Source organism: Streptomyces sp. AP-93, assembly GCF_022808175.1.
Classification (GTDB): Bacteria; Actinomycetota; Actinomycetes; order Streptomycetales; family Streptomycetaceae; genus Streptomyces.
Map to the genome: position 1 here is coordinate 181,793 of NZ_JALGBX010000020.1, position 20,271 is coordinate 202,063.

The following is a 20,271-nucleotide window of genomic DNA, read 5'->3' on the forward strand; positions in this document are numbered from 1 at the left end:
GACCGCCCTGACCGCCGTGACCGCCCTGACCGCCGTGATCGGCTCAGGAGGGCAGTGATCGCCTCGACGCGCCCGGGGTGGGCCGCGGGTACGTCCTGGACTGCTTGACGCTGCCGTACGCGAAGCTCGACTCGATCGAGGCGATACCGGGAATGGCGTGGATCCGGTGGCGCACCAGGGCTTCGTAGGCTTCGAGATCTTCGATGACGACGCGGAGCAGGTAGTCACTGCTTCCCGCCATCAGGTAGCAGTCCTGGATGTGCTCGATGACCGCGACGTGCTCTTCGAACAGCCTCACCGCTTCCGCCGTGTGGCGTTCCAGGCGGATCCGGACGAACACGGTGACCGGGAGTCCGAAGGCGACCTGGTCGACCATGGCGGTGTAGCCGCGGATGAGGCCCGCTTCCTCCAGGCGTCGAACCCGGCGCAGACAGGGCGACGGGGAGAGCCGGACGCGGTCGGCCAGGTCCTGGTTGGACAGGCGTCCGTCGGCCTGCAATTCCCTGATGATCTGCAGATCGACTGCGTCCATGGCCACTCCTTGGCAGATTCTGCCCCAAACGTATGTCTGAGGAGCAGAACTGGCAATCGACTGCCCTGCCCGAAGCCCTACCGTTGCCCTGGAACGGGCCGGACCGGTCCGCTCTCAGAGGCTGGAGCAATTTCCTTGGTCGCGACGAACACCACCCCGGCGACCGCGCCTCCCGACGCGGCGGGCCCGAAGGCCGGACACCCCGGCCGGTTCGGGCTCTCCCCGCAAGCCCAGGGCATGCTGGCCCTCCTGCTGACCGTGGCGATCTGGGCCGCCTTCGCGCTCAGCGCCCGCGCCCTGAGCGCCTCCTCGCTCCTGCCCGCCGACGCCGCCCTGCTGCGGTTCGGCGTCCCCCTCCTCGTCCTGCTCCCCGCCCTGTGGCGGCGCCGTCGCCGCATCGCCGCAGTCCGGCCAGGCGTCGCACTCAAGATCATCTGCGGTGCGGGGGTGCCCTTCTTCCTGGCGGCGATGCACGGCGGCGCCCTGACCTCCGCGGCCTTCGTCGGCTCGATCGTCCCCGGGATGGTCCCGCTGTTCGTCTCCGCCATCATGGTCGGCCGCGGACACGGCGTCCCCCGGGGAACGCAGGCGGTCGGGCTCGCGCTGATCGCGTCCGGTGTGGTCGCCCTCGTCTGGCGCCACGTCGTTCCGGTGGACACGGACGTCCTCGCGGGCGCCGGCACGCTCCTGGTGGCCAGCGGTCTGTGGGCCCTGTACACGGTGGGACTGCGCGAGGTGGACCTCGATCCCGTCGGATCGATCGGACTGCTGTGCCTGCCCTCCTTCGCGGTGATCGCCGTCCTGGTCCTGACCGGGGTCCTCCCGACGGGCATCGTGCACGCGGCCGGCAGCGACATCGTGCTGTTCCTGGTGGTGCAGGGGCTCGGAGTCGGATTGTGCGCGGGCCTGCTGTACGCCTTCGCCATCCGCCGGCTGGGCGCCGAACGCAGCTCCGTCGTCGGCAGCCTCAGCCCCGTCGCCGTCGTCCTGCTCGCCATCCCGCTGCTCGGTGAATCACCGACCCTCGCCGTGCTGTTCGGCGTACCCCTCATCACCGCCGGCGTCGTCCTCGCCAACCGCCGCCCCCGACCCGAGGTTCCCGCAGATGCTTGAGCTCCTCCCGCCGCCGCCCACCGACCCGCTGTGGGACCTGACCTACGAGTTCGGCGCCGACGACCGGCCCGAACGCATGAACCTCGTCCTCGGCGTCTACCGGGACCAGACGGGAACCACGCCCGTCATGGCCGCCGTGCGCGAGGCCGAGATGCGTCTGGCGCAGCGCTCGGAGTCCAAGGAGTACCGCGGGCTCTCCGGCAACGCCGCCTTCAACCGCTCCCTGCTGGACCTGGTCCTGGGCCCCGGCCCGGGCGGACCGGCCGACCGGGCCGCGGCCGTACAGACCGTCGCGGGCTCCGGCGCACTGCGGCTCCTGGCCGATCTGATCTGGCGGACCCGCCCGGGCACCACGGTGTGGGTCAGCGATCCGGCCTACGTCAACCACCGGCCCATCCTGGAGGCCGCCGGGCTGAAGGTCCGACCGTACGGCTGGCGCGACGCCGAGGGCGGCTTCGACGCGGCCGGTGTGCTGCGGGAACTGCGCGACGCCCGGCGGGACGACGTCGTCCTGCTCCAGGGCTGCTGCCACAACCCCACCGGTGTGGACCCCTTCCTCGACGACTGGGAGGCGCTGGCCGAGTCGGCCGTCCGCGGCGGCTGGGTGCCCTTCGTCGACCTCGCCTATCACGGGCTCGGAGACGGCCTGGAAGCCGACCTGCTGGCCACGCGGATGCTGGCGGAGCGCGTGCCGGAAATGCTGATCGCCGTCAGCTGCTCGAAGAACTTCGGCCTCTACAGCGACCGCGTCGGCTGCGCCATCGTCCTCGGCGCCTCGGGCCGGGCCGTGCGGCACGCCGAGACGGCCCTGCAGAACGCTGCCCGGACGCTGTACTCGATGCCGCCCGAGCACGGCGCGGCCGTCGTGACCACGATCCTGGAGGACGAGGGCCTACGGGCCGCCTGGCGGGCGGAACTGGACGTCATGCGGGGCCGGATCATGGCCAACCGCGCCGATCTGACCGCCCACCTGACCACGCTGGGGTGCGGGGAGCAGGCCCGGTCGCTGGCAGGGCAGAAGGGGATGTTCTCCATGCTGCCGCTCACGCCGCACCAGATGCTCCGGCTCCGCCGGCAGCACGCCGTCTACGGCACCACCTCGGGGCGGATCAACATCGCGGGAATCCCGGCGGACCGCATCCCCCGCCTCGCGCAGGGGATCGCGGCGGTGCTCGACACGGCCGACGCGCCGCGGGTGATCCTGCCCGCGTAGGACCGGCGGACAAGACAGTCCCCGGCAGTTCGTCGATTCCATGAGCCATCCGCCGTCGCCGATGGCTCCCATGGTCGACATCTGCTGCCGGGGGCCTGGCCAGAGCCTGGACAAGGGTCACGCGGGCTTCTGGACGTCTCCAGAAGGAGGTGCGGCTCTATCCGGTATTCCGGTGTATTGATGAGTTTCCTCCCTATTTCGCCTTAGTCAAGGGTTTGTTCCGCCGTCTTTCATTCCTTCGGCGGGGCCAGGCGGGCCACCACGTCGGCCAGGTCCTCGCAGACCTCCTCGATCTTCAGGCGGACGTTGTCCTGCTCGGCGACGAGGGCAGCCAGCAGCAGCGCGGTCAGGGCGGCCGCTCCGTTGAGCGCCTGGAGGTTGACCATGACCTCGAGGAGGGTGTGGCCGGCGAAGGGTCCGGCGCGGTCGGTCGCCGCCGTGATCGCCAGGACGGACACGAGCAAGGCGCACGGTGCGCTGCCGGGGAGCCGGAAGCGCACCGCGGCCCAGATGAGCAGGGGGAAGACGAGGAAGAGCAGGGACAGGGAGCTGCGGGTGGCCGCGAGGGTGACGCCGCCGACCGTGACCGCCAGAGCCGCCGCCTCGGCCGCCCGGTACGGGTCCCGGGGCAGCCGGGCCCGGCGCAGGACCAGCAGCAGCGGGGTCACCAGGAGGACGCCCATCGTGTCGCCGGCCCACCACGCCGACCACACCGGCCAGAAGCTCCGCACCGGCAGGTCGCCCGTGAAGACCAGCGTCCAGGTCCCGGTGGTGGCGCTGATCAGCATCGGCGCCAGGCCGCCGAGGAAGACCAGCGCCAGCCCGTCCCGCAGCCGGTCCAGTTCGGGGCGGAAGCCCACCCGGCGCAGCAGCGCGTAGGCGCACAGCGGACTCAGGGTGTTGCCCACGATGATTCCGAGGTCGACCAGACCGAACGTGCTGATCCGCTCGATGGCGAGGTAGGTCCCGAGCGCGAGGCCCGGCCAGATCCGGGGCCCGAACCACAGCAGAGCGGCGAGGGCGATGCCGGTGGGCAGCCACAGGGGTGTGACGACCGCCCCCTCGACGCTCACGTGCAGCAGCAGGCCGATCCGGCCGGTCGCGTAGTAGGCGACGGCGACCCCGAGGATCCGCAGGAGGGCCTCGGCCGGACGTCGCCATTCCACGGTGCGCACCACTGCATCAGACAACGGCCCGGGCGCCTTGGCATGGCGTGACACGCGCGGACGGGTGGCCGGTCGCCGGGGAGGGTCAGCGCGGTCGGGCCGCGTCGTGGCGCAGGACGAGCACCGCGGCGTCGTCGGCGTGACCGGTGAAATCGGCCACCTTCATCACCTCGGCGGCCAGCTCGTCGGGATCGGCTCCCGCCGCCCCTCCGACGATCTCGGCCACCCGGTCGAGCCCCACCTCGATCGGGAACGACGGCCCTTCGACCACCCCGTCGGTGACCAGGACGAGGGAGCCCGCCTCCGTCAGCCTCCGGCGGGTCACCGGGTACCGGGCTCCGGTGACCGTGCCCAGGGGCGGACCGCCGGCGTCCTCGGCGATGCCGTACCGGCCGTCGACGGTGGCCCAGACGGTGGGGACGTGGCCGGCCCGGGCCGTCTGGATCTCCCACGCACGCGGATCGAAGCGGAGCAGACTGCAGGTCGCGAACAGCTCGCTGTCCATGGAGAGCAGTACGTCATTGGCCTGGCTCAGGACCTCGCCGGGATCGAGGACGACGGCGGCCACGGCGCGCAGACACACCCGGACCTGCCCCATGAAGGCGGTGGCCGCCACATCGTGCCCCTGCACGTCGCCGATGGAGAAGGCGAGGGCCCCGCCCGCCACCCGGAAGCCGTCGTACCAGTCACCGCCGATGTCCAGGCCGCGCCGGGCGGGCGCGTACCGGGCCGCGGTCCTCAGCCCCGGCAGTACGGGCAGGGAGGCGGGCAGCAGCTCGCGCTGCAGGGCCTCGGCAAGCTCCACCCGGGCCTGCTGCAGCTCCGCGCCCTCCCGCGCCTGGGCGGTGAGCCGGCCCAGCATGCCCAGCAGATCCGCGCTGGCGGGCCGGGGCGGCCGGCGCGGGGTCACGGACCACTCCGGGATACGTCCATGTGCCTCTGCTTCCGCTGCGCGAAAGACCCGTGCCCATCATATTTCGGCTCGGCGCACGGCGCGCAGGTCGCCCGGAGGTTCGGGAGGCCCTCAAGCCGTCGAGAACAGCCGTCCGTAGTCCGTGACGGGAGTGGTCGGGGTGGCCGCCGCGCGAAGGGCCGCCCACAGGAGCGTCTGGTTCGCGGTCAGGACCGGGCGGCCCAAGGTGGCCTCCAGGGCCGCGATCGCCCCGACGGCGCGGAAGCCGTTGCCGCCGATGACGACCGCGTCCGCCGTGTCGGGGACGTGCGCCGCCACCCAGTCGTGCAGGGCCCGCGGCCCGATGAGGGTCTGCCCGCTGGGGAGGCCGCAGGGGGCGGCGTACGGGACCTCGAAGCCGGCGTCCTCGTAGTAGCCCCGGCCCAGGTCGCTCAGCGTCTCGTCGAACCACGGCGGGTCCACGAGGGCGAGCCGGCCGGCCTCCAGCGCCCGCAGCGCCTCGACGGTGGCGGCGCAGGTGGCGACCACGGGCAGCCCGTGGGTGCGCTCGCGCAGCCGGTCCAGCATGTACCCCTCGCCGCGCGGGCCGATGACGTAGGCGGAGCTGGTGAAGGCGTAGGCGATCACCGACACCGGGGCGGCCGCCAGTAGCTCGGCGGCATCGTCCACGTGCGGGGGCTCGGCGAAGGCCCGTACGGGCGCGAGCGGAATGGTGGAGTCCATCGCGCCGCCGCGCCCCATCGCGCGAAACGGCACCCGGGCGGCGTGCAGGCCCACGTCGGCCGGAGCCATGGCGCGCAGCTCCGACTCGGGGCCGACATCGGCGTGCGGGGTGAGGACGCCGAGGCGGACGCGCACGTCCCACCCGTCGGGCTGCCACATCGCGTGTTCCTCTCGGAGGCCGGGAGATACGGGAGATCCTCCACTGTGTCACCGGTCGGGCCGCAGTGGTGCCCGGCCGCGCCGCCGCGTGCGGGGCCGCGGCGTCCTTCCGGGATATCCACAGGGCGGAGGGGATCCGGGCGGATGTGTCCGAGGAGGTCGCTAGGCTTCTGGGATGACCCCTTCGGAAGCAGCCGTCGAAATCCCCGACGCCCAGCAGGTGCTCCACCGCGTCTTCGGGTACGACTCGTTCCGCGGCGAGCAGCAGCAGATCATCGAGCACGTCGCCGACGGCGGCGACGCGCTGGTGCTGATGCCGACCGGCGGCGGCAAATCGCTCTGCTACCAGATCCCGGCACTGGTCAGAGCGGGCACCGGAGTGGTGATCTCCCCGCTGATCGCCCTGATGCAGGACCAGGTGGACGCCCTCAACGCGCTCGGGGTGCGGGCCGGGTTCCTCAATTCGACGCAGCTCTCCGACGACCGGCGCGCGGTCGAGCAGGCCTTCCTCGCCGGCGAGCTCGACCTGCTCTACCTGGCGCCCGAACGGCTGCGCACCGAGGGGACGCAGGGCTTGCTCGACCGGGGCACCGTCTCGCTCTTCGCCATCGACGAGGCGCACTGCGTCGCCCAGTGGGGCCACGACTTCCGGCCCGACTACCTCGCGCTGTCCATGCTGCACGAGCGCTGGCCGAAGGTGCCCCGGATCGCGCTGACCGCGACCGCCACCGAGGCCACGCACGCCGAGATCGCGGCGCGCCTCGGCCTGGAGGAGGCCCGCCACTTCGTGGCCGGCTTCGACCGGCCGAACATCCAGTACCGGATCGTGGCGAAGAACAACCCGGTCAAGCAGCTGCTGGAGCTGATCCGCACCGAGCACCCCGGTGACGCGGGAGTCGTCTACTGCCTCTCGCGGGCATCGGTGGAGAAGACGGCGGCCGCCCTGGTCGAGCAGGGCATCGACGCCGTGCCCTACCACGCGGGCATGGACTCCCGGACGCGCGCGGCGAACCAGTCGAAGTTCCTGCGGGAGGACGGGGTCGTGGTGGTGGCCACGATCGCGTTCGGCATGGGCATCGACAAGCCCGACGTGCGCTTCGTGGCCCACCTGGACCTGCCCAAATCGGTCGAGGGCTACTACCAGGAGACCGGCCGCGCCGGCCGCGACGGTGAGCCCGCCACGGCCTGGCTGGCGTACGGGCTCCAGGACGTGGTGCAGCAGCGCAAGATGATCGAGGGCTCCGAGGGCGACGAGGCGCACCGCCGCGCGCTGGCCGGACACCTGGAGGCGATGCTCGCGCTGTGCGAGACGGTCGGCTGCCGCCGGGTGCGGCTGCTGGCGTACTTCGGGCAGACCGGTGCGCCGGACTGCGGGAACTGCGACACCTGCCTGACGCCGGCCGAGTCCTGGGACGGGACGGTCGCGGCGCAGAAGCTGCTGTCCACGGTGTGGCGGCTCGCCAAGGAACGGCGCCAGAAGTTCGGCGCCGGCCAGATCATCGACATCCTGCAGGGCAAGAAGACGGCCAAGGTCATCCAGTTCGACCACGACGGGCTCTCGGTGTTCGGCATCGGAGCGGACCTGGGCACGAACGAATGGCGCGGGGTCGTCCGGCAGTTGCTGGCACTCGGACTGCTGGCGGTGGAGGGCGACTACGGCACGCTGGTGCTGACCGGGGCCAGCGGCGAGGTGCTGGGCGGCCGTCGGAGCGTCCCGATGCGCAAGGAGACGGCGCCGGCGGCCGGTTCGTCCCGCAGGGAGTCCGGCGGATCGCGCTCCGGGAAGGGCGGCCGGGTACCGGTCGACCTGCCGGCGGCCGCCGTGCCGGTGTTCGAGTCCCTCCGGGCGTGGCGCGCCGAGACCGCGCGGGAGCAGGGCGTGCCGGCGTACGTCGTCTTCCACGACGCGACGCTGCGGGAGATCGCGACGGGGCTGCCCGGCACGGTCGCCGAGCTGGGCACGATCAGCGGTGTTGGCGAGGCGAAGCTCGCCAAGTACGCCGAGGGCATCCTGAAGACCCTGGGCGGAGCGCGGCCCGAGCCGGGTGCGGAAGCCGCGGCGGCGGAGACCGGAGCCGCCCCGGCGGCGGTCACCCGGGCTGCGGTGGCCGCCCCGCCCGCCCCGCCCGCGGTCACCCGGGCCGCCGTGCCCGCCCAGGCGCATCCGGCCCCGCGGGCGGAAGAGTCGCTCTTCGGACCCGAGGACGAGGACATCGACCCGCCCTGGGACGACTGGGAGTAGCCGCCCGGCTGCGGGGCGCCCGGCCCGGACGCAGGTCCGAGGGGCCCGGACATCTACCGGGCCCTGCTCGAAGCCGGCCGCTACCGCACCGTCGACGTCGACGTCCTCTCGGGCACCAGCGCGGGCGGCCTCAACGGGGTCCTGCCCGCCTGCCACCCCGTGTACGGCATGCCCTTCGACCACGGGGTCCGCGACGTCCGGCTGCGCCTCGGCGACCTCGAAGACCTGCTGCGCCGCCCGGCCCTCTTCGGGCCCTGATCCTCTACGTCGTCCTGCTGTGGGTCACCGTGATTCCTGCCCTGGCTCCACCCGAAGCCGGATTCCGTCGCGACACAGCGCCGGTCGGCGGAGGCTCGGATAGTGTGAATCGGTAGGAATCAGGCCCCCTGGGGTGAGGTCGGCGCATTGGACACGTACCAGGAGACGAGCGAGGTACCGGACCAGCCGGTGGCTGCTGTCGGGTACGCGGGCGTACTGAGCGAGCTGCTGCCGATCGCCCTGTGGCGGGAGGACGCCGACGGGCTCGTCGTCGAGTGGTCGCTGGCCGCCCAGGACCTGCTCGGCCACCGCCCCGAGGACATCCTCGGCCGGCCGGGCTCCGACGTGCTCGTCCCCGACGCCAACCACGAGCTCGCCGACCAGCTGACCCGCCGGGTCCAGGCCGGGGAGACCGTCGTCGGCACGCTGCCCGTGCGCCACCGCGACGGACACCAGGTCCCGATGGAGATGTGGATCCTGCCCTCCCCCGATCCGCAGGGGCGCACCGGTTCCATGCTGATCGCCGTGGAGACCTCCGAGGTCCTGCGGATGCGCGATTCGCTCGCCGCACTGCAGAGCCTGTTCACCCAGTCGCCGATCGGCCTCGGCACCCTCGGCCCGGACCTGCGCTTCTTGCGCGTCAACGACGCCCTCGCCCGGATGAACGGGGTGTCCGCCGCCGAGCACGTGGGCAAACGGCTCACCGAGGTCGTGCCCGGGGTCAACGCCGCCGCGCTCGAACGGCTCATGCGCAAGGTGCTGGAGTGCGGCTCCGCCGTCGTGGACGTCCGCCGCACCGGCCGCACCCCCGCCGACCCCGACCACGACCGCACCTGGTCCTGCTCCTACGCCCCGCTGCTGGACGGCTCCGGGCGGCGGCTCGGCCTGATCGCCTCCCTCATCGACATCACCGACGGACAGCGCGCCCAGGCGGAGGCGGAGCGGGCGCGCAGCCGCTTCGCCCTGCTCGCCGAGGCCGGCACCCGCATCGGCACCACGCTGGACCTGGGGCAGACGGCCCAGGAGATCGTGGAGGTGCTGGTACCGCGGCTCGCGGACTCGGCCGACGTACAGCTCCTGGAGGCCGTACTGGACCCGGACGAGTCCGCCGCGTCCGCGGCGTCCACCCGGGGCGTGCTGCGCCGCCTGGCCTCCGTCTTCCCGGACCCGGCCGCGCCCACCGCCAAGCTCACCGCCGGGCAGACCTTCCAGATCCCGGCCGGCACCGCCTACGAGCAGGTCATCACCGAGGGCGTGGCGATGAACCTCTTCACCGCCGACATCCCGGCCCTGATCAAGGACCCGCGCGCGGCCGCGCTGCGCGCCTACCTGGCCACCCTCGGCTGCGCCCGGATGGTCCCGCTGGTGGCCCGCGGCCGGGTGCTCGGGGTGGTCGTGGTGACCCGGGTGCGCGGGCGCGAGGCCTTCGACCACGAGGACTGCGTGCTGATCGACGAGGTGGTGGCCCGGGCGGCCCTGAACATCGACAACGCCCGGATGTACACCACCCAGCGCGCGGCAGCCCTGACCCTGCAGCGCAGCCTCACCAACAACGCGCTGCCCGAGGTCGCCGGCCTGGAGCTGACCGGCCGCTACCTGCCGGCCAGCGACCACGACGTCGGCGGGGACTGGTTCGACGTGATCGAGCTGCCGGACGGCCGGACCGGCCTGGTGATCGGCGACGTGATGGGCCACGGCATCCACGCGGCCGCGGTCATGGGCCAACTGCGGACCGCCGTACGGACCCTGGCGCGGCATCAGGTGACCCCGGAGCAGATGCTGCGCTCATTGGACGCCGTGGTGGCGGACCTCGGCGAGGACGAGATGGCCACGTGCGTCTACGCCGTCCACGACCCGGTGACGGGAGCGTGCGTCATCGCCCGCGCCGGCCACCCGCCGCCGGCCGTGGTCACGGCCTCCGGGGCCGTGACCTTCCTGGACGGCCCGCCGGGAACCCCGCTCGGCACGGGCGGACGGGAGTTCCGCACGGAGGAGGTCCGGCTCGAGCCGGGCAGCCTGCTCGTGCTCTACACGGACGGCCTCATCGAGTCCCGGGACCGGGACCTGGACGAGGGGATGGCCGGCCTCGCGGACGCCCTGCGGGGCGCGGGGGAGCCGCTGGAGGACCTGTGCGACACGATCCTGGCGAGCCTCCTCCCGGACGCCCCGCAGGACGACGTCGCGGTGCTGCTGGCCCGGACCCCATGAATGCACTAGTGCAATGATGTTTTGTATCTAGCGCAATGAGCGGCTAGCGTGTCTCCCATGCCAGCCAAGTCGCCGTCCCCCGTCACGCTCACCGGCCGCCACGTCCGCCTGGAGCCGCTCACCCGCATCCACCTCCCCGACCTGTACGCGGCCGGCGGCGGAGACGAGGAAGTCTGGCGGTGGGTGGGCGGCGCGCCGCAGACCGAGGCGGAGCTGGGCGCCACGCTCGACTCCCTGCTGGGGGACGCGGAGCGCGGTGCGTACGTTCCCTTCGCCGTCATCCACCTCGAGAGCGGCCGGGCCGTCGGCTGGACCACGTACATGGACATCAGCGCGGCCGACGAACGCCTGGAGATCGGCTGGACCTGGTACGGGCGCGCGCACTGGCGCAGCGCCGTCAACACCGAGTCCAAGCTGCTCCTGCTCACCCACGCCTTCGAAGACCTCGGCATGGGCCGGGTCCAGCTCAAGACGGACCACCTCAACACCCGCTCCCAGGCCGCGATCGCCCGCCTCGGAGCGCAGCGCGAGGGCGTCCTGCGCCGCCACCGCCGGCGCCCGGACGGCACCTGGCGCGACACCGTGTACTTCTCCCTGCTGGCCGCCGAATGGCCGGAGGCGAAGGCCCGGCTGGCCGCCCGGCTCTGAGCCGGGGACCCACCCCGTCCCGCTACCGTCCTGCTACCAGGCCAGGTCCTCAAGGGCGTCCAGGTCCACGACGGCCGGGGGCGCCGGCTCCGCCGCGCCCGTCAGGGGGAGTTCCGCCCAGATCACCTTGCCGCGGTCGGTGTAGCGGGTGCCCCAGCGCTCCGCGTACTGGGCCACGAGGAAGAGGCCGCGCCCGCCCTCGTCGGTCGTGGCCGCGTAGCGCAGGTGCGGCGAGGTGCTGCTGCCGTCGGAGATCTCGCAGATCAGGGTGCGGTCGCGGAGCAGCCGGACCCGGATCGGCGGGGTCCCGTAGCGGATGGCGTTGGTGATCAGTTCGCTGAGGATGAGCTCGGCGGTGAAGGTGACGTCCCCCAGGCCCCACGCGGAGAGCTGCGCGGAGCCCGCGCGGCGGACCCGGGACACGTCCGAGGGGTCCGGGAGCACCTCCCACTCCGCGATCCGCCCGGCCGGGAGCCGCCGGGTGTCGGCGATGAGCAGGGCGATGTCATCGCTCGGCGCCGGGAAGAGCAGCGAGGCCAGTACGTCGGAGCAGGCCTGGTCGGGGCTGCGGTCCGGCCGGGACAGTGCCTCGGTCAGCATCGCGAGGCCGGTGTCGAAGTCCCGGTCGCGGTCCTCCAGCAGCCCGTCGGTGAACAGCACGAGCCGGCTCGCCTCGGGCAGCTGCAGCTCCACGGCCTCGAAGGGCATCCCGCCGACGCCCAGCGGCAGCCCGATCGGCAGCTCGGGGTACTCCACCTCCCCGTCGGGCCCGACCAGCGCCGGGCCGGGGTGGCCGGCGCTGGCCATGGCGCAGTGGCCGGACACCGGGTCGTACACGGCGTAGAGGCAGGTGGCGCCGGTGACGCCGGAGGACTCGCCCTCCCCGGAGCCCTCGTCGGCCGAGGACTCGTCCTGGTCGATCCGGTCGATCAGCTCGTCGAGGTGGCCCAGCAGCTCGTCGGGCGGCATGTCGAGGGTGGAGAAGTTGTGCACCGCGGTCCTCAGCCGCCCCATCGTGGCGGCGGCGTGCACCCCGTGCCCCACCACGTCGCCGACGACCAGCGCGACCCGGGCCCCGGCCAGCGGGATCACGTCGAACCAGTCCCCGCCGACCCCCGCCTTCGCGGGCAGGTACCGGAAGGCGACGTCCACGGCGCTCAGATCGGGCAGCACCCGCGGCAGCAGGCTGCGCTGGAGGGTCACCGCCACCGCGTGCTCGCGCGTGAAGCGGCGGGCGTTGTCGATGGAGACCGCGGCCCGCGCCGCAAGCTCCTCGGCGAAGGACAGGTCCTCCTCGTCGAAGGGCTCGGGCGTGTCGGCCCGCCAGAAGTTGGCCATGCCGAGGACCACCCCGCGGGCCTGGAGCGGTACGGAGATCAGCGAGTGCAGCCCGTAGTCCAGGGCCACCCGGGTGCCGTCGTGGTCCTGGGCCCGCCAGCCGAAGGCGCTGTTCAGATCGGCCGCGAGGACCGCCCGCCCGGCGTCCAGGGCCGCCGCCATCGGCGCGGTCGGCACCACGAAGCGGATGACGTCGCCCACCGGCTGGAGCGGGGAATCGACGCGGATCCCGCTGATGGCGGCCCGGTGCATCTCGGTGTGCGCCCCGCCGCCGGGCTCTTCGCCGCGCAGCACCGGCTCCAGCAGCTCGACGGTGACGAAGTCCGCGAACCGCGGGACCGCGACCTCGGAGAGCTCCTCGGCGGTGCGCACCACGTCCAGCGTGGTCCCGATGCGCACGCCGGCGTCGTAGAGCAGCTGGAGCCGGTCGCGGGCGACCGCGGCCCGGCCGGAGAGCGCGGCGAGCTCGGTGGAGTCGCGCAGGGTGGTCACCGTGCCGGACGGGCGGCCCCCCTGGGGCTTGGTCGGGCGTACGTTCACGGCGAGGAGCCGGTCGCCCGCCCGGTGCACCTCGTCGGTGGCGGCCCGCCCGGAGGCCAGCAGCGCGGCCGTGGTCGGATCGAGGCCCAGCTCGCCCACGTGCCGCAGCTCGGCGTCCGCGGGCAGGTCCAGGAGGCGGCGGGCCTCGTCGTTGGCCAGCAGCAGCCGGCCTTCGGCGTCGATGATCAGGACGCCCTCGCGGACGGCGTGCAGAACCGCTTCGTGGTGTTCGTTCATCCGGGTCATCTCGGCCTCGCCGAGGCCCCGGGTCTGACGCCGCAGCCGGCGGCTGACGAGGGCCGCGCCGCCGGTGCCCAGCAGCAGGGCGCCGGTGGCCGCACCGAGGAGCAGGGGCAGCTGGCCCTCGACCCCCTCGCCGACGTTCTCGACCTCGATGCCCGTGGCGACCAGGCCGACCACCGCGCCCGCGGCGTCCCGTACGGGGACCACGGCGCGGACCACGTCGCTCGGCTTCCCCTTGAACGTCTCGGTGAAGGCCTGTCCGGCCGCGGCGCGCGAGAGGTCGCCGGTGGCGCGCTGTCCGATCAGCTCCGGGCGGGAGTCGGTGTACCGGATCCCGTCGGTGGTCATGACCGCGATGAAATCGACGCCGGAGGCCCGGCGGGCGCCCTCGGCCAGCGGCTGGAGCACGGCGGTGGGGTCGGCGGACTCCAGGGCCGCCGGGAGCCCGGGGGCGTGCGCGAAGGCCTCGGCGGCGGCGAGGGAGCGGTTGCGGGCGTCGCGCTGGCTGTCGTACCGGGCCTGGAGGAACAGGGCCGTGGCGGCGGCCGTGATCAGCACCAGCACGAGGACGGCCTGGAGGGCGAAGACCTGGCCGGCGACGCTGCGGGCACCGAGCGAGAGGTGCGCGAACAGCCGGGAGCGTCCGGGCCCGGTTCCGGGTGGGGACCCGTCCTCGGGCGGGGGCCTGTCCTCGGGCGCTCCTTCAGAGCCCCCGGCTAGGCCAAAACGTCCGGTCATGAGCCATTTCTAACACTGTCGGCGGGGTTTGGGGGAGGTCCTGGGGGGCCTGGTGCGGTAGCGGCCGCACGGTACGCCCGGGGGCTCGTGCCGACGTACGAGGTGAAGTGCTGGCGGAAGGTGACCTCGCTGGCGAATCCGGCCCGCCGGGCCACCTCGGTGACCGGATGATCGGTGCGCTCCAGCAGTTTGCGGGCTTCGTCCAGACGGTGGCCCAGGAGCCATTTGTGCGGGGTGGTGCCGGTGGCGGCGGCGAAGTGCCGGGCGAAGGAACGCGGCGACATCCCGGCCCACCGGGCCAGGGTGGCCACGTCCAGTGCCTCGTGCAGCCGCCCGAGCGCCCGCTCCCGTACGAGGGCCAGCGCCTCGGCGGTCCGGTCGGCGAGCGGGGTCGGGCGGTCCAGGTACTGGGCGTGCTCGCCGGTCCGGAAGGGGCCGGTCACCATCGAACGGGCGATGGCGGCGGCCGCCTCGGAGCCGTGGGCCTCGCGGACCAGGTGCAGGCAGAGGTCGATGCCGGAGGCGACCCCGGCGGAGGTCCACAGCCCTTCGTCCCCGACGTAGAGCGGGGCCTCCTCGACGCGCACGGCGGGATACCGGCCGGCCAGCGCCGGGGCCAGTGACCAGTGGGTCACGGCCCGGCGGCCCGCCAGCAGCCCGGCCTCGGCGAGGATGAAGGCGCCGGCGCACAGGGCGGCCACCGGGATGCCCCGGGCGTGGGCGTCCCGCAGGGCGGCGAGGACCGGCTCGGGCGTCCGCTCGCCGGGGCGCTCCAGCGCGGGGACCACGACGAGGTCGGCGTCGGCGAGCCATCCGAGCCCGCGGTCGGGAGCCAGGGACAGCCCGCCGGGGAGCGGGATCGGGCCGGCGTCGAGGGCGCACCGTCGCAGCTCGAAGGCCGGTACCCCGAGATGGCCGCGGTCGTGCCCCCAGACCTCGGTGATGACGGCCAGGTCGAAAGCGCGGATGCCGGGCTGGGCGACGATCGCGACGCGGTGCATGGCCGTGAGTCTGCCACGGAGGCCCGGCCGAAGGGGAGGGGCGAGCCCCCGGCAGATGCCGCCGGGAGGCCCCCGACCTGCGGCGGAGCCGGACTCCGGACCGGGATGGGTCCGGGGCTGCCACGGTGGCAGGATCCCATCGGTTCGTGGGCCGGGAGGTACTGGTCCGAGGGGGCCTGGCCGCCCAGGATGAGGCCATGACGAACGAGACCGAGACCACGACGACGACCACGACGACGACCACGACCACGACCGGCATCGAGGCCGCCGCCAACAGCGCCCTTCTGGTCATCGACGTCCAACAGGGCTTCGACGACACCGACTTCTGGGGGCCGCGCAACAACCCGGCCGCCGAGGAGAACATCGCCGCACTGATGGACGCCTGGCAGGAGACCGGCCGCCCGCTCGTGCTCGTGCAGCACGCTTCCCGCACCGCAGGCTCGGTCCTCGCGCCGGACCGGCCCGGGTACGCCCTCAAGGACTTCGTCGCCGAGCGGGCCGGCCGGGCCGCCCTGCACGTCACCAAGTCCGTGAACTCCTCCTTCTACGGCACCCCGGACCTCGCCGACTGGCTCACCGCCAACGGCGTCGGACAGCTCGTCGTCGCCGGCATCCAGACGAACATGTGCGTGGAGACCACGGCCCGGATGGCCGGGAACCTGGGCTACGAGGTCCTCGTGCCCCTCGACGCCACGCACACCTTCGACCTGGCCGCCGAACCCGGCCCGGACGCACCCCGCCTGACGGCCGACCAGCTCGCCACCGCCACCGCGGTCAACCTCCAGGGCGGCGGCTTCGCCCGGATCGTCACCACCGCCCAACTCCTCGCGGCGGCCAAGGCGTAGCGCACTTCCGGACCGGGCGCCGCAATTCCAGCCCGTCCGGCGTTTGAGGACCGGGGTCCGGGGCGGAGCCCCGGGGAACGGCGGAAGGGCGGGTAGGGGACATCCCCCCGGGCCTCGGCCAAGCCGGCCAGGCGGCGAGGCGGGCCCCCGCACAGACCGACGGCCCGGACCCCCCGTCAGGGGATCCGGGCCGCCGGACAGGGCGGACGCCTCGTCAGAGGACGTCGCCCGCGATGTTCTGCGCCACCCGCTCCAGCAGCGGCCCCGCGTTCGGGATGCTGACCGCAGGGTCGGGCTCGAGGTCCGTGAGCGGGTAGGCCCGCTGGATCCCGGCCGCCTGCAGGGCCTCCTGCGAGAGCAGCAGACGGCCGCAGACCGCGACGACCGGCTTGCCGGCCGCACGGGCCGCCGCCGCGACACCGGCCGGAGCCTTGCCGTGGAGGGTCTGCTCGTCCAGCGAACCCTCACCGGTGATGACCAGCGTGGCCCGCTCCAGCGCCGGCGCGAAGCCGAGCACCTCGAGCATCAGCTCGATGCCGGGACGGAACGAGGCGCCGAGCAGCAGCGCCCCGTAGCCGATGCCGCCCGCTCCGCCCGCGCCGGGCGAAACCGCCGCCTCGGCGGCCAGGGAGCCGATCGACTTCTCCAGGACCACCGCGAAGTGCGCCAGCGCCGCGTCCAGCGTCGCCACGTCCTCGGGCGACGCCCCCTTCTGCGGGCCGTAGACCGCCGGAGCGCCCTTCGGACCCGTCAGCGGGTTGTCCACGTCGCTCGCCAGGACGAAGTCGATCTCCTTGATGCGGGGGTCGACGCCCGACAGGTCGGCCGAGGCCAGCCCGGCCAGCGCGCCGCCGCCCGGACCGACGGGTTCACCGTTCGCATCCAGGAACACCGCGCCCAGCGCGGCCAGCATGCCCGCGCCGCCGTCGGTGGTGGCACTGCCGCCCACACCGAAGACGATCGAGCGCGCTCCCGCGTCGAGTGCGGCCTTCAGCAGTTCGCCGGAGCCGTAGGTGGTCGCCGTCAGCGGGGCGAAGACACCCGCCGGCAGCAGCTGGAGCCCGGAGGCCTCTGCCATCTCGACCACCGCGGTGCCCTCGCGCAGGGCGAAAGCGGCCGTGACCTGGTCACCGAGCGGTCCGGTGACCCGTACCTCCCGGCGTTCGAAACCGGCCGCCACAGCGGCCGCGACCGTACCGTCGCCGCCGTCCGCGACGGGGAGGGTCTCGATCTCCACGCCCGGTACGGCCTTGCGAAGGCCGGCCGTCACCCGCTCCGCGACCTGAACGGCCGTGAGCGAGCCCTTGAATTTGTCCGCGGCGATGAGCACGCGCGCGGTCTCAGTTACTGCTCCGTCCGTCACCTTGCTAATCCCTTGCTATCGAACAGTGCAGTCGCGCCACCCATGAGCCTATCCGGAGGATCCTCCTATGCCCATGCGTGGCCTGGGCCACACCCGGCGCGGCATGCCCCTAAATAGGGATATACGCCTGCATAGTGTGGCCGCATGAGCACGGATTCACTGGAACAGCCACGTCCGGATTCCCCAGGTGGCGGGTCGGCCGGCCCCGTCGACGGCGCTGACGGCACTGGTGGCACTGATGGCACGCCCGACCGTACCGTCGTCACGATCGGAGTGATCTCCGTCCTGGCCGTGGTGGCCTGGGCGGCCCTCGGGAAGAGTTCCTTCGACTCGGCGTCGAGCAGCGCGCTGGCCTGGGTGCTGAGCAACTTCGCGTGGCTCTTCGTGATCGCCGCCGATGTGTTCCTCGTCATGTGCGTCGTGCTCGCGATCAGCCGCTTCGGCCGGATCCGCCTCGGCAAGGACGACTCGGAGCCGGAGTTCACGAACCTCGCGTGGATCGCGATGATGTTCAGCGCGGGCATGGGGATCGGACTCATGTTCTACGGGGTGGGCGAGCCGCTCACCCACTACCTGAACCCGCCCCCGGCCTCCGGCGCGGCCCCCGCCACCGGCGACGCCGCCCGCGCCGCGCTCGACTACTCCTTCTTCCACTGGACCCTCACCCCCTGGGCGATCTACGGCATCGCCGGCCTCGCCCTCGCCTACGCGACCTTCCGCAAGGGCCGCGGCAACCGCCTCAGCTCCGCCTTCGTCCCCCTCATGGGCGAGGAGCGGGCCAACGGCTGGCCCGGCAAGGCCATCGACCTGCTCGCCGTCTTCGCGACCGTCTTCGGCACCGCCACCAGCCTCGGCCTCGGCGCCCTCCAGGTCGCCAAGGGGCTCAACATCACGACGGGGATCGAGGACTCGACCTCGGTCGAGCTGATCATCATCGGATCCCTGTCCGCCGCCTTCGTGCTCTCCGCCTTCTCCGGCCTGCACAAGGGCGTCAAATGGCTCAGCACGATCAACATCGTGCTCGCCGCGGCCCTGATGACCTTCGTCTTCGTCCTCGGCCCGACCGTCTACATCCTCGACGTGATCCCGGCGAGCGTCGGCAGCTACCTGCACGAACTGCTCCCCATGGCCACCCGCACCGGTGCCTTCACCGACAGCGAGTGGCTCGGCGCGTGGACGATCTTCTACTGGGCGTGGTGGCTCTCCTGGGCGCCCTTCGTCGGCACCTTCATCGCCCGCATCTCGCGCGGCCGCACCATCCGCGAGTTCCTCGTCGGCGTGCTCCTGGTGCCCAGCGGCGCCACCGTCGTCTGGTTCTGCGTCATGGGCGGCACCGCGATCCGCCTCGACTCCACCGGCGTCGCCGACATGGCCGCCAAGGCCGAGGAGGGCACCGAGGCCACGCTCTTCGCGATGCTCGACGCGCTCCCGCTCGGCACCCTCACCTCGTGGATCGCGATGCTCCTGGTGATGACGTACTTCGTCACCAGCGCCGACTCCGCCTCCCTCGTCATGGGCTCGCTCACCAGCCGCGGCTCCCTGCACCCGCCGACCTGGCTCGTGGTCACCTGGGGCGTGCTGATGGCCTCCGTGGCCGCCGTACTCCTCGTCGCGGGCGGCCTGAAGTCCCTCCAGACGGCCACCATCCTGGTCGCGCTGCCGTTCGTGGTCGTGATGCTGCTCCTGTGCTGGGCCCTGGTGAAGGAACTGCGCGAGGACCCGGGCGCGGGCCCCGTCCGCCACCACGCCCTGCACGGACTCCGGGACGCGGTCAAGGCCATGGTCGGCGACGCCATCACCGAACAGGGCCCGGCCCGCCACCCGCGCCTGCGCCGCGTCGCGGAGTCCAGGAACCGCGACCGCGAGGACGGCTCCGGCGGCGGCGCCGGCAGTGGAAGCGGCGGAGGGTCCACCCCGGAAGCGTGATCACCGCGGCCCGGGACGGCTGGGTAGGGTGGCGGCGTGACCACCACGGATGACTACGCCACCTACATCGCGAGCCTGCCCCGGGTGCTGGCCGGCGCGGCCGCGCTCTTCCGGGACGAAGACGGGCGGGTGCTCCTCGTCGAGCCCAACTACCGGGAGGGCTGGGCCCTGCCGGGCGGCACCATCGAGTCGGACACGGGGGAGTCCCCGCGTACGGCCGCCCGCCGGGAGAGCGCCGAGGAGATCGGCATCGACGTACCGCTCGGCCGGCTGCTCGCCGTCGACTGGTCGGTCGGCCCGGACCGGCCCCCGCTCGTCGCCTACCTCTACGACGGCGGCGTGCTCGATGCCGCGCAGCTCGCCTCCATCAACCTCCAGGAGGAGGAGCTGATCTCGTGGCGGCTGGTGGACCCGGCCGAGCTGACGGACCATCTGCTCGGATCGCTGGGCCTGCGCACCGTGGAGGCGTGCCGGGTCCTGGCGACCGGCGAGGGCGCCGCGGAGCTGGAGAACGGGCGCCGGGCGCAGGCCTCGTAGGCCTTCCCGCGGCCCTTCCGCTCGTTATTCCGTGCCTACACCGAGCAGGACAGAATTCAGCAGATGATCACGATGTACGCCTGGCCCAGTACCGCCGACGGGCCCGACGCCCTGCCCATGGTCCACTTCACCACCGACCAGCAGGAGAGCGGCGAGGTCACCCCCGACGGGGTGCCCGTCTGGATGTTCGACAGCGCGATCCGTGACGGCGGCTGGGCCCAGTTCACCGACTTCGAGGCCTGGTCCGTGCCGGCCGAGGGCTGGCAGGCCTTCTACCGGCGCGAGGACGACGTCCTCGCCGTCACCGGCCCCGGCTCCTGCGAGGGCTGGTACCAGGGGGGCCTCGGCGCCGACGCCGAATGGGTGGGGGCGGCCGCCGCCCAGCAGAGCGTGGTCCTGCTCGCGGCCCCCGTCCAGCACCCGTCGCTGTACGGATACGCGGTCGAGGCGGGCGCGGCCTTCGCGCTGCTGGTCCCGCTGGTGGTCATCTAAGACTTGATCCGCAATTCACCAGAGGGTGAGCTGCGGGTTGCGGCCGGGGCGGTGTCCGGGCTTTCCGGCGTGG

At 73.1% G+C, this 20,271-nt stretch carries 16 protein-coding genes; 9 read left to right on the top strand and 7 right to left on the bottom strand.

Annotated features, from left to right (window positions below):
- Nucleotides 1-43 precede the first annotated feature (43 nt).
- Nucleotides 44-532, bottom strand: a complete 489-nt coding sequence (locus MTF69_RS29510; protein ID WP_279346399.1) for an Lrp/AsnC family transcriptional regulator — start codon at nt 530-532, stop codon at nt 44-46.
- Between the two features lie 135 nt (nt 533-667).
- On the opposite strand from MTF69_RS29510, the gene MTF69_RS29515 reads away from it, so the two are divergent.
- Nucleotides 668-1,645 (top strand): DMT family transporter, encoded by a 978-nt coding sequence (locus MTF69_RS29515; RefSeq protein WP_243339219.1) that lies wholly within the window; start codon nt 668-670, stop codon nt 1,643-1,645.
- Nucleotides 1,638-2,858: an aromatic amino acid transaminase gene (locus MTF69_RS29520; protein ID WP_243339220.1), complete on the top strand. Its 1,221-nt coding sequence runs from the start codon at nt 1,638-1,640 to the stop codon at nt 2,856-2,858. The genes MTF69_RS29515 and MTF69_RS29520 overlap by 8 nt, the downstream gene beginning before the upstream one ends.
- A 230-nt stretch (nt 2,859-3,088) precedes the next feature.
- Here MTF69_RS29520 and MTF69_RS29525 read toward each other — a convergent pair whose 3' ends face one another.
- From MTF69_RS29525 to MTF69_RS29535, 3 genes are all read right to left on the bottom strand, one after another.
- Complete coding sequence (locus MTF69_RS29525) at nt 3,089-4,036, bottom strand: MASE1 domain-containing protein (RefSeq protein ID WP_243339242.1); 948 nt, start codon at nt 4,034-4,036, stop codon at nt 3,089-3,091.
- 73 nt (nt 4,037-4,109) lie between these two features.
- Complete coding sequence (locus MTF69_RS29530; RefSeq protein WP_243339221.1) at nt 4,110-4,934, bottom strand: PP2C family protein-serine/threonine phosphatase; 825 nt, start codon at nt 4,932-4,934, stop codon at nt 4,110-4,112.
- 114 nt (nt 4,935-5,048) lie between these two features.
- The gene (locus MTF69_RS29535; protein WP_243339222.1) at nt 5,049-5,819 is read right to left on the bottom strand and encodes a maleate cis-trans isomerase; all 771 of its coding nucleotides are present in this window, start codon (nt 5,817-5,819) and stop codon (nt 5,049-5,051) included.
- A 175-nt stretch (nt 5,820-5,994) separates the two neighbouring features.
- Between MTF69_RS29535 and recQ the strand changes: the two genes are divergently transcribed.
- The 3 genes from recQ (at nt 5,995) to MTF69_RS29550 (ending at nt 11,175) form a co-directional block, all read left to right on the top strand.
- Nucleotides 5,995-8,061 (top strand): DNA helicase RecQ, encoded by a 2,067-nt coding sequence (recQ, locus tag MTF69_RS29540; RefSeq protein ID WP_243339223.1) that lies wholly within the window; start codon nt 5,995-5,997, stop codon nt 8,059-8,061.
- A gap of 405 nt (nt 8,062-8,466) precedes the next feature.
- Nucleotides 8,467-10,527 (top strand): SpoIIE family protein phosphatase, encoded by a 2,061-nt coding sequence (locus MTF69_RS29545; protein WP_243339224.1) that lies wholly within the window; start codon nt 8,467-8,469, stop codon nt 10,525-10,527.
- 57 nt (nt 10,528-10,584) lie between these two features.
- Entirely contained in the window at nt 10,585-11,175 is a 591-nt protein-coding gene (locus MTF69_RS29550) for a GNAT family N-acetyltransferase (protein ID WP_243339225.1), read from the top strand.
- A 33-nt stretch (nt 11,176-11,208) separates the two neighbouring features.
- On the opposite strand, the gene MTF69_RS29555 is transcribed toward MTF69_RS29550, so the two are convergent.
- Complete coding sequence (locus MTF69_RS29555; RefSeq protein ID WP_243339226.1) at nt 11,209-14,034, bottom strand: SpoIIE family protein phosphatase; 2,826 nt, start codon at nt 14,032-14,034, stop codon at nt 11,209-11,211.
- Nucleotides 14,031-15,035: a GlxA family transcriptional regulator gene (locus MTF69_RS29560; RefSeq protein WP_243339227.1), complete on the bottom strand. Its 1,005-nt coding sequence runs from the start codon at nt 15,033-15,035 to the stop codon at nt 14,031-14,033. Before MTF69_RS29560 ends, MTF69_RS29555 begins: the two co-directional genes overlap by 4 nt.
- Before the next feature lie 197 nt (nt 15,036-15,232).
- Here MTF69_RS29560 and MTF69_RS29565 point away from each other — a divergent pair, with 197 nt between their 5' ends.
- Complete coding sequence (locus tag MTF69_RS29565; RefSeq protein WP_243339228.1) at nt 15,233-15,880, top strand: cysteine hydrolase family protein; 648 nt, start codon at nt 15,233-15,235, stop codon at nt 15,878-15,880.
- Nucleotides 15,881-16,094: 214 nt separating this feature from the next.
- Here the strand turns inward: MTF69_RS29565 and MTF69_RS29570 are convergent, their stop codons facing one another.
- The gene (locus tag MTF69_RS29570; protein WP_243339229.1) at nt 16,095-17,243 is read right to left on the bottom strand and encodes a glycerate kinase; all 1,149 of its coding nucleotides are present in this window, start codon (nt 17,241-17,243) and stop codon (nt 16,095-16,097) included.
- A 144-nt stretch (nt 17,244-17,387) separates the two neighbouring features.
- Here MTF69_RS29570 and MTF69_RS29575 point away from each other — a divergent pair, with 144 nt between their 5' ends.
- The 3 genes from MTF69_RS29575 to MTF69_RS29585 all read left to right on the top strand — a co-directional run bounded on the left by MTF69_RS29575 (nt 17,388) and on the right by MTF69_RS29585 (nt 20,198).
- A complete protein-coding gene (locus MTF69_RS29575; RefSeq protein ID WP_243339230.1) occupies nt 17,388-19,169 on the top strand; it encodes a BCCT family transporter in 1,782 nt (593 codons plus the stop codon).
- Between the two features lie 36 nt (nt 19,170-19,205).
- Complete coding sequence (locus MTF69_RS29580) at nt 19,206-19,706, top strand: NUDIX hydrolase (protein ID WP_243339231.1); 501 nt, start codon at nt 19,206-19,208, stop codon at nt 19,704-19,706.
- 63 nt (nt 19,707-19,769) lie between these two features.
- Nucleotides 19,770-20,198 (top strand): hypothetical protein, encoded by a 429-nt coding sequence (locus tag MTF69_RS29585; RefSeq protein ID WP_243339232.1) that lies wholly within the window; start codon nt 19,770-19,772, stop codon nt 20,196-20,198.
- Nucleotides 20,199-20,271 lie beyond the last annotated feature (73 nt).

Bases quoted from the DNA above. Each gene is read 5' to 3' on its own strand.
- MTF69_RS29510 (WP_279346399.1), bottom strand. From the start codon at position 532: ATGGACGCAGTCGATCTGCAGATCATCAGGGAATTGCAGGCCGACGGA.
- MTF69_RS29520 (WP_243339220.1), top strand. From the start codon at position 1,638: ATGCTTGAGCTCCTCCCGCCGCCGCCCACCGACCCGCTGTGGGACCTG.
- MTF69_RS29535 (WP_243339222.1), bottom strand. From the start codon at position 5,819: ATGTGGCAGCCCGACGGGTGGGACGTGCGCGTCCGCCTCGGCGTCCTC.
- recQ (WP_243339223.1), top strand. From the start codon at position 5,995: ATGACCCCTTCGGAAGCAGCCGTCGAAATCCCCGACGCCCAGCAGGTG.
- MTF69_RS29550 (WP_243339225.1), top strand. From the start codon at position 10,585: ATGCCAGCCAAGTCGCCGTCCCCCGTCACGCTCACCGGCCGCCACGTC.
- MTF69_RS29555 (WP_243339226.1), bottom strand. From the start codon at position 14,034: ATGACCGGACGTTTTGGCCTAGCCGGGGGCTCTGAAGGAGCGCCCGAG.
- MTF69_RS29560 (WP_243339227.1), bottom strand. From the start codon at position 15,035: ATGCACCGCGTCGCGATCGTCGCCCAGCCCGGCATCCGCGCTTTCGAC.
- MTF69_RS29565 (WP_243339228.1), top strand. From the start codon at position 15,233: ATGACGAACGAGACCGAGACCACGACGACGACCACGACGACGACCACG.
- MTF69_RS29575 (WP_243339230.1), top strand. From the start codon at position 17,388: ATGAGCACGGATTCACTGGAACAGCCACGTCCGGATTCCCCAGGTGGC.
- MTF69_RS29585 (WP_243339232.1), top strand. From the start codon at position 19,770: ATGATCACGATGTACGCCTGGCCCAGTACCGCCGACGGGCCCGACGCC.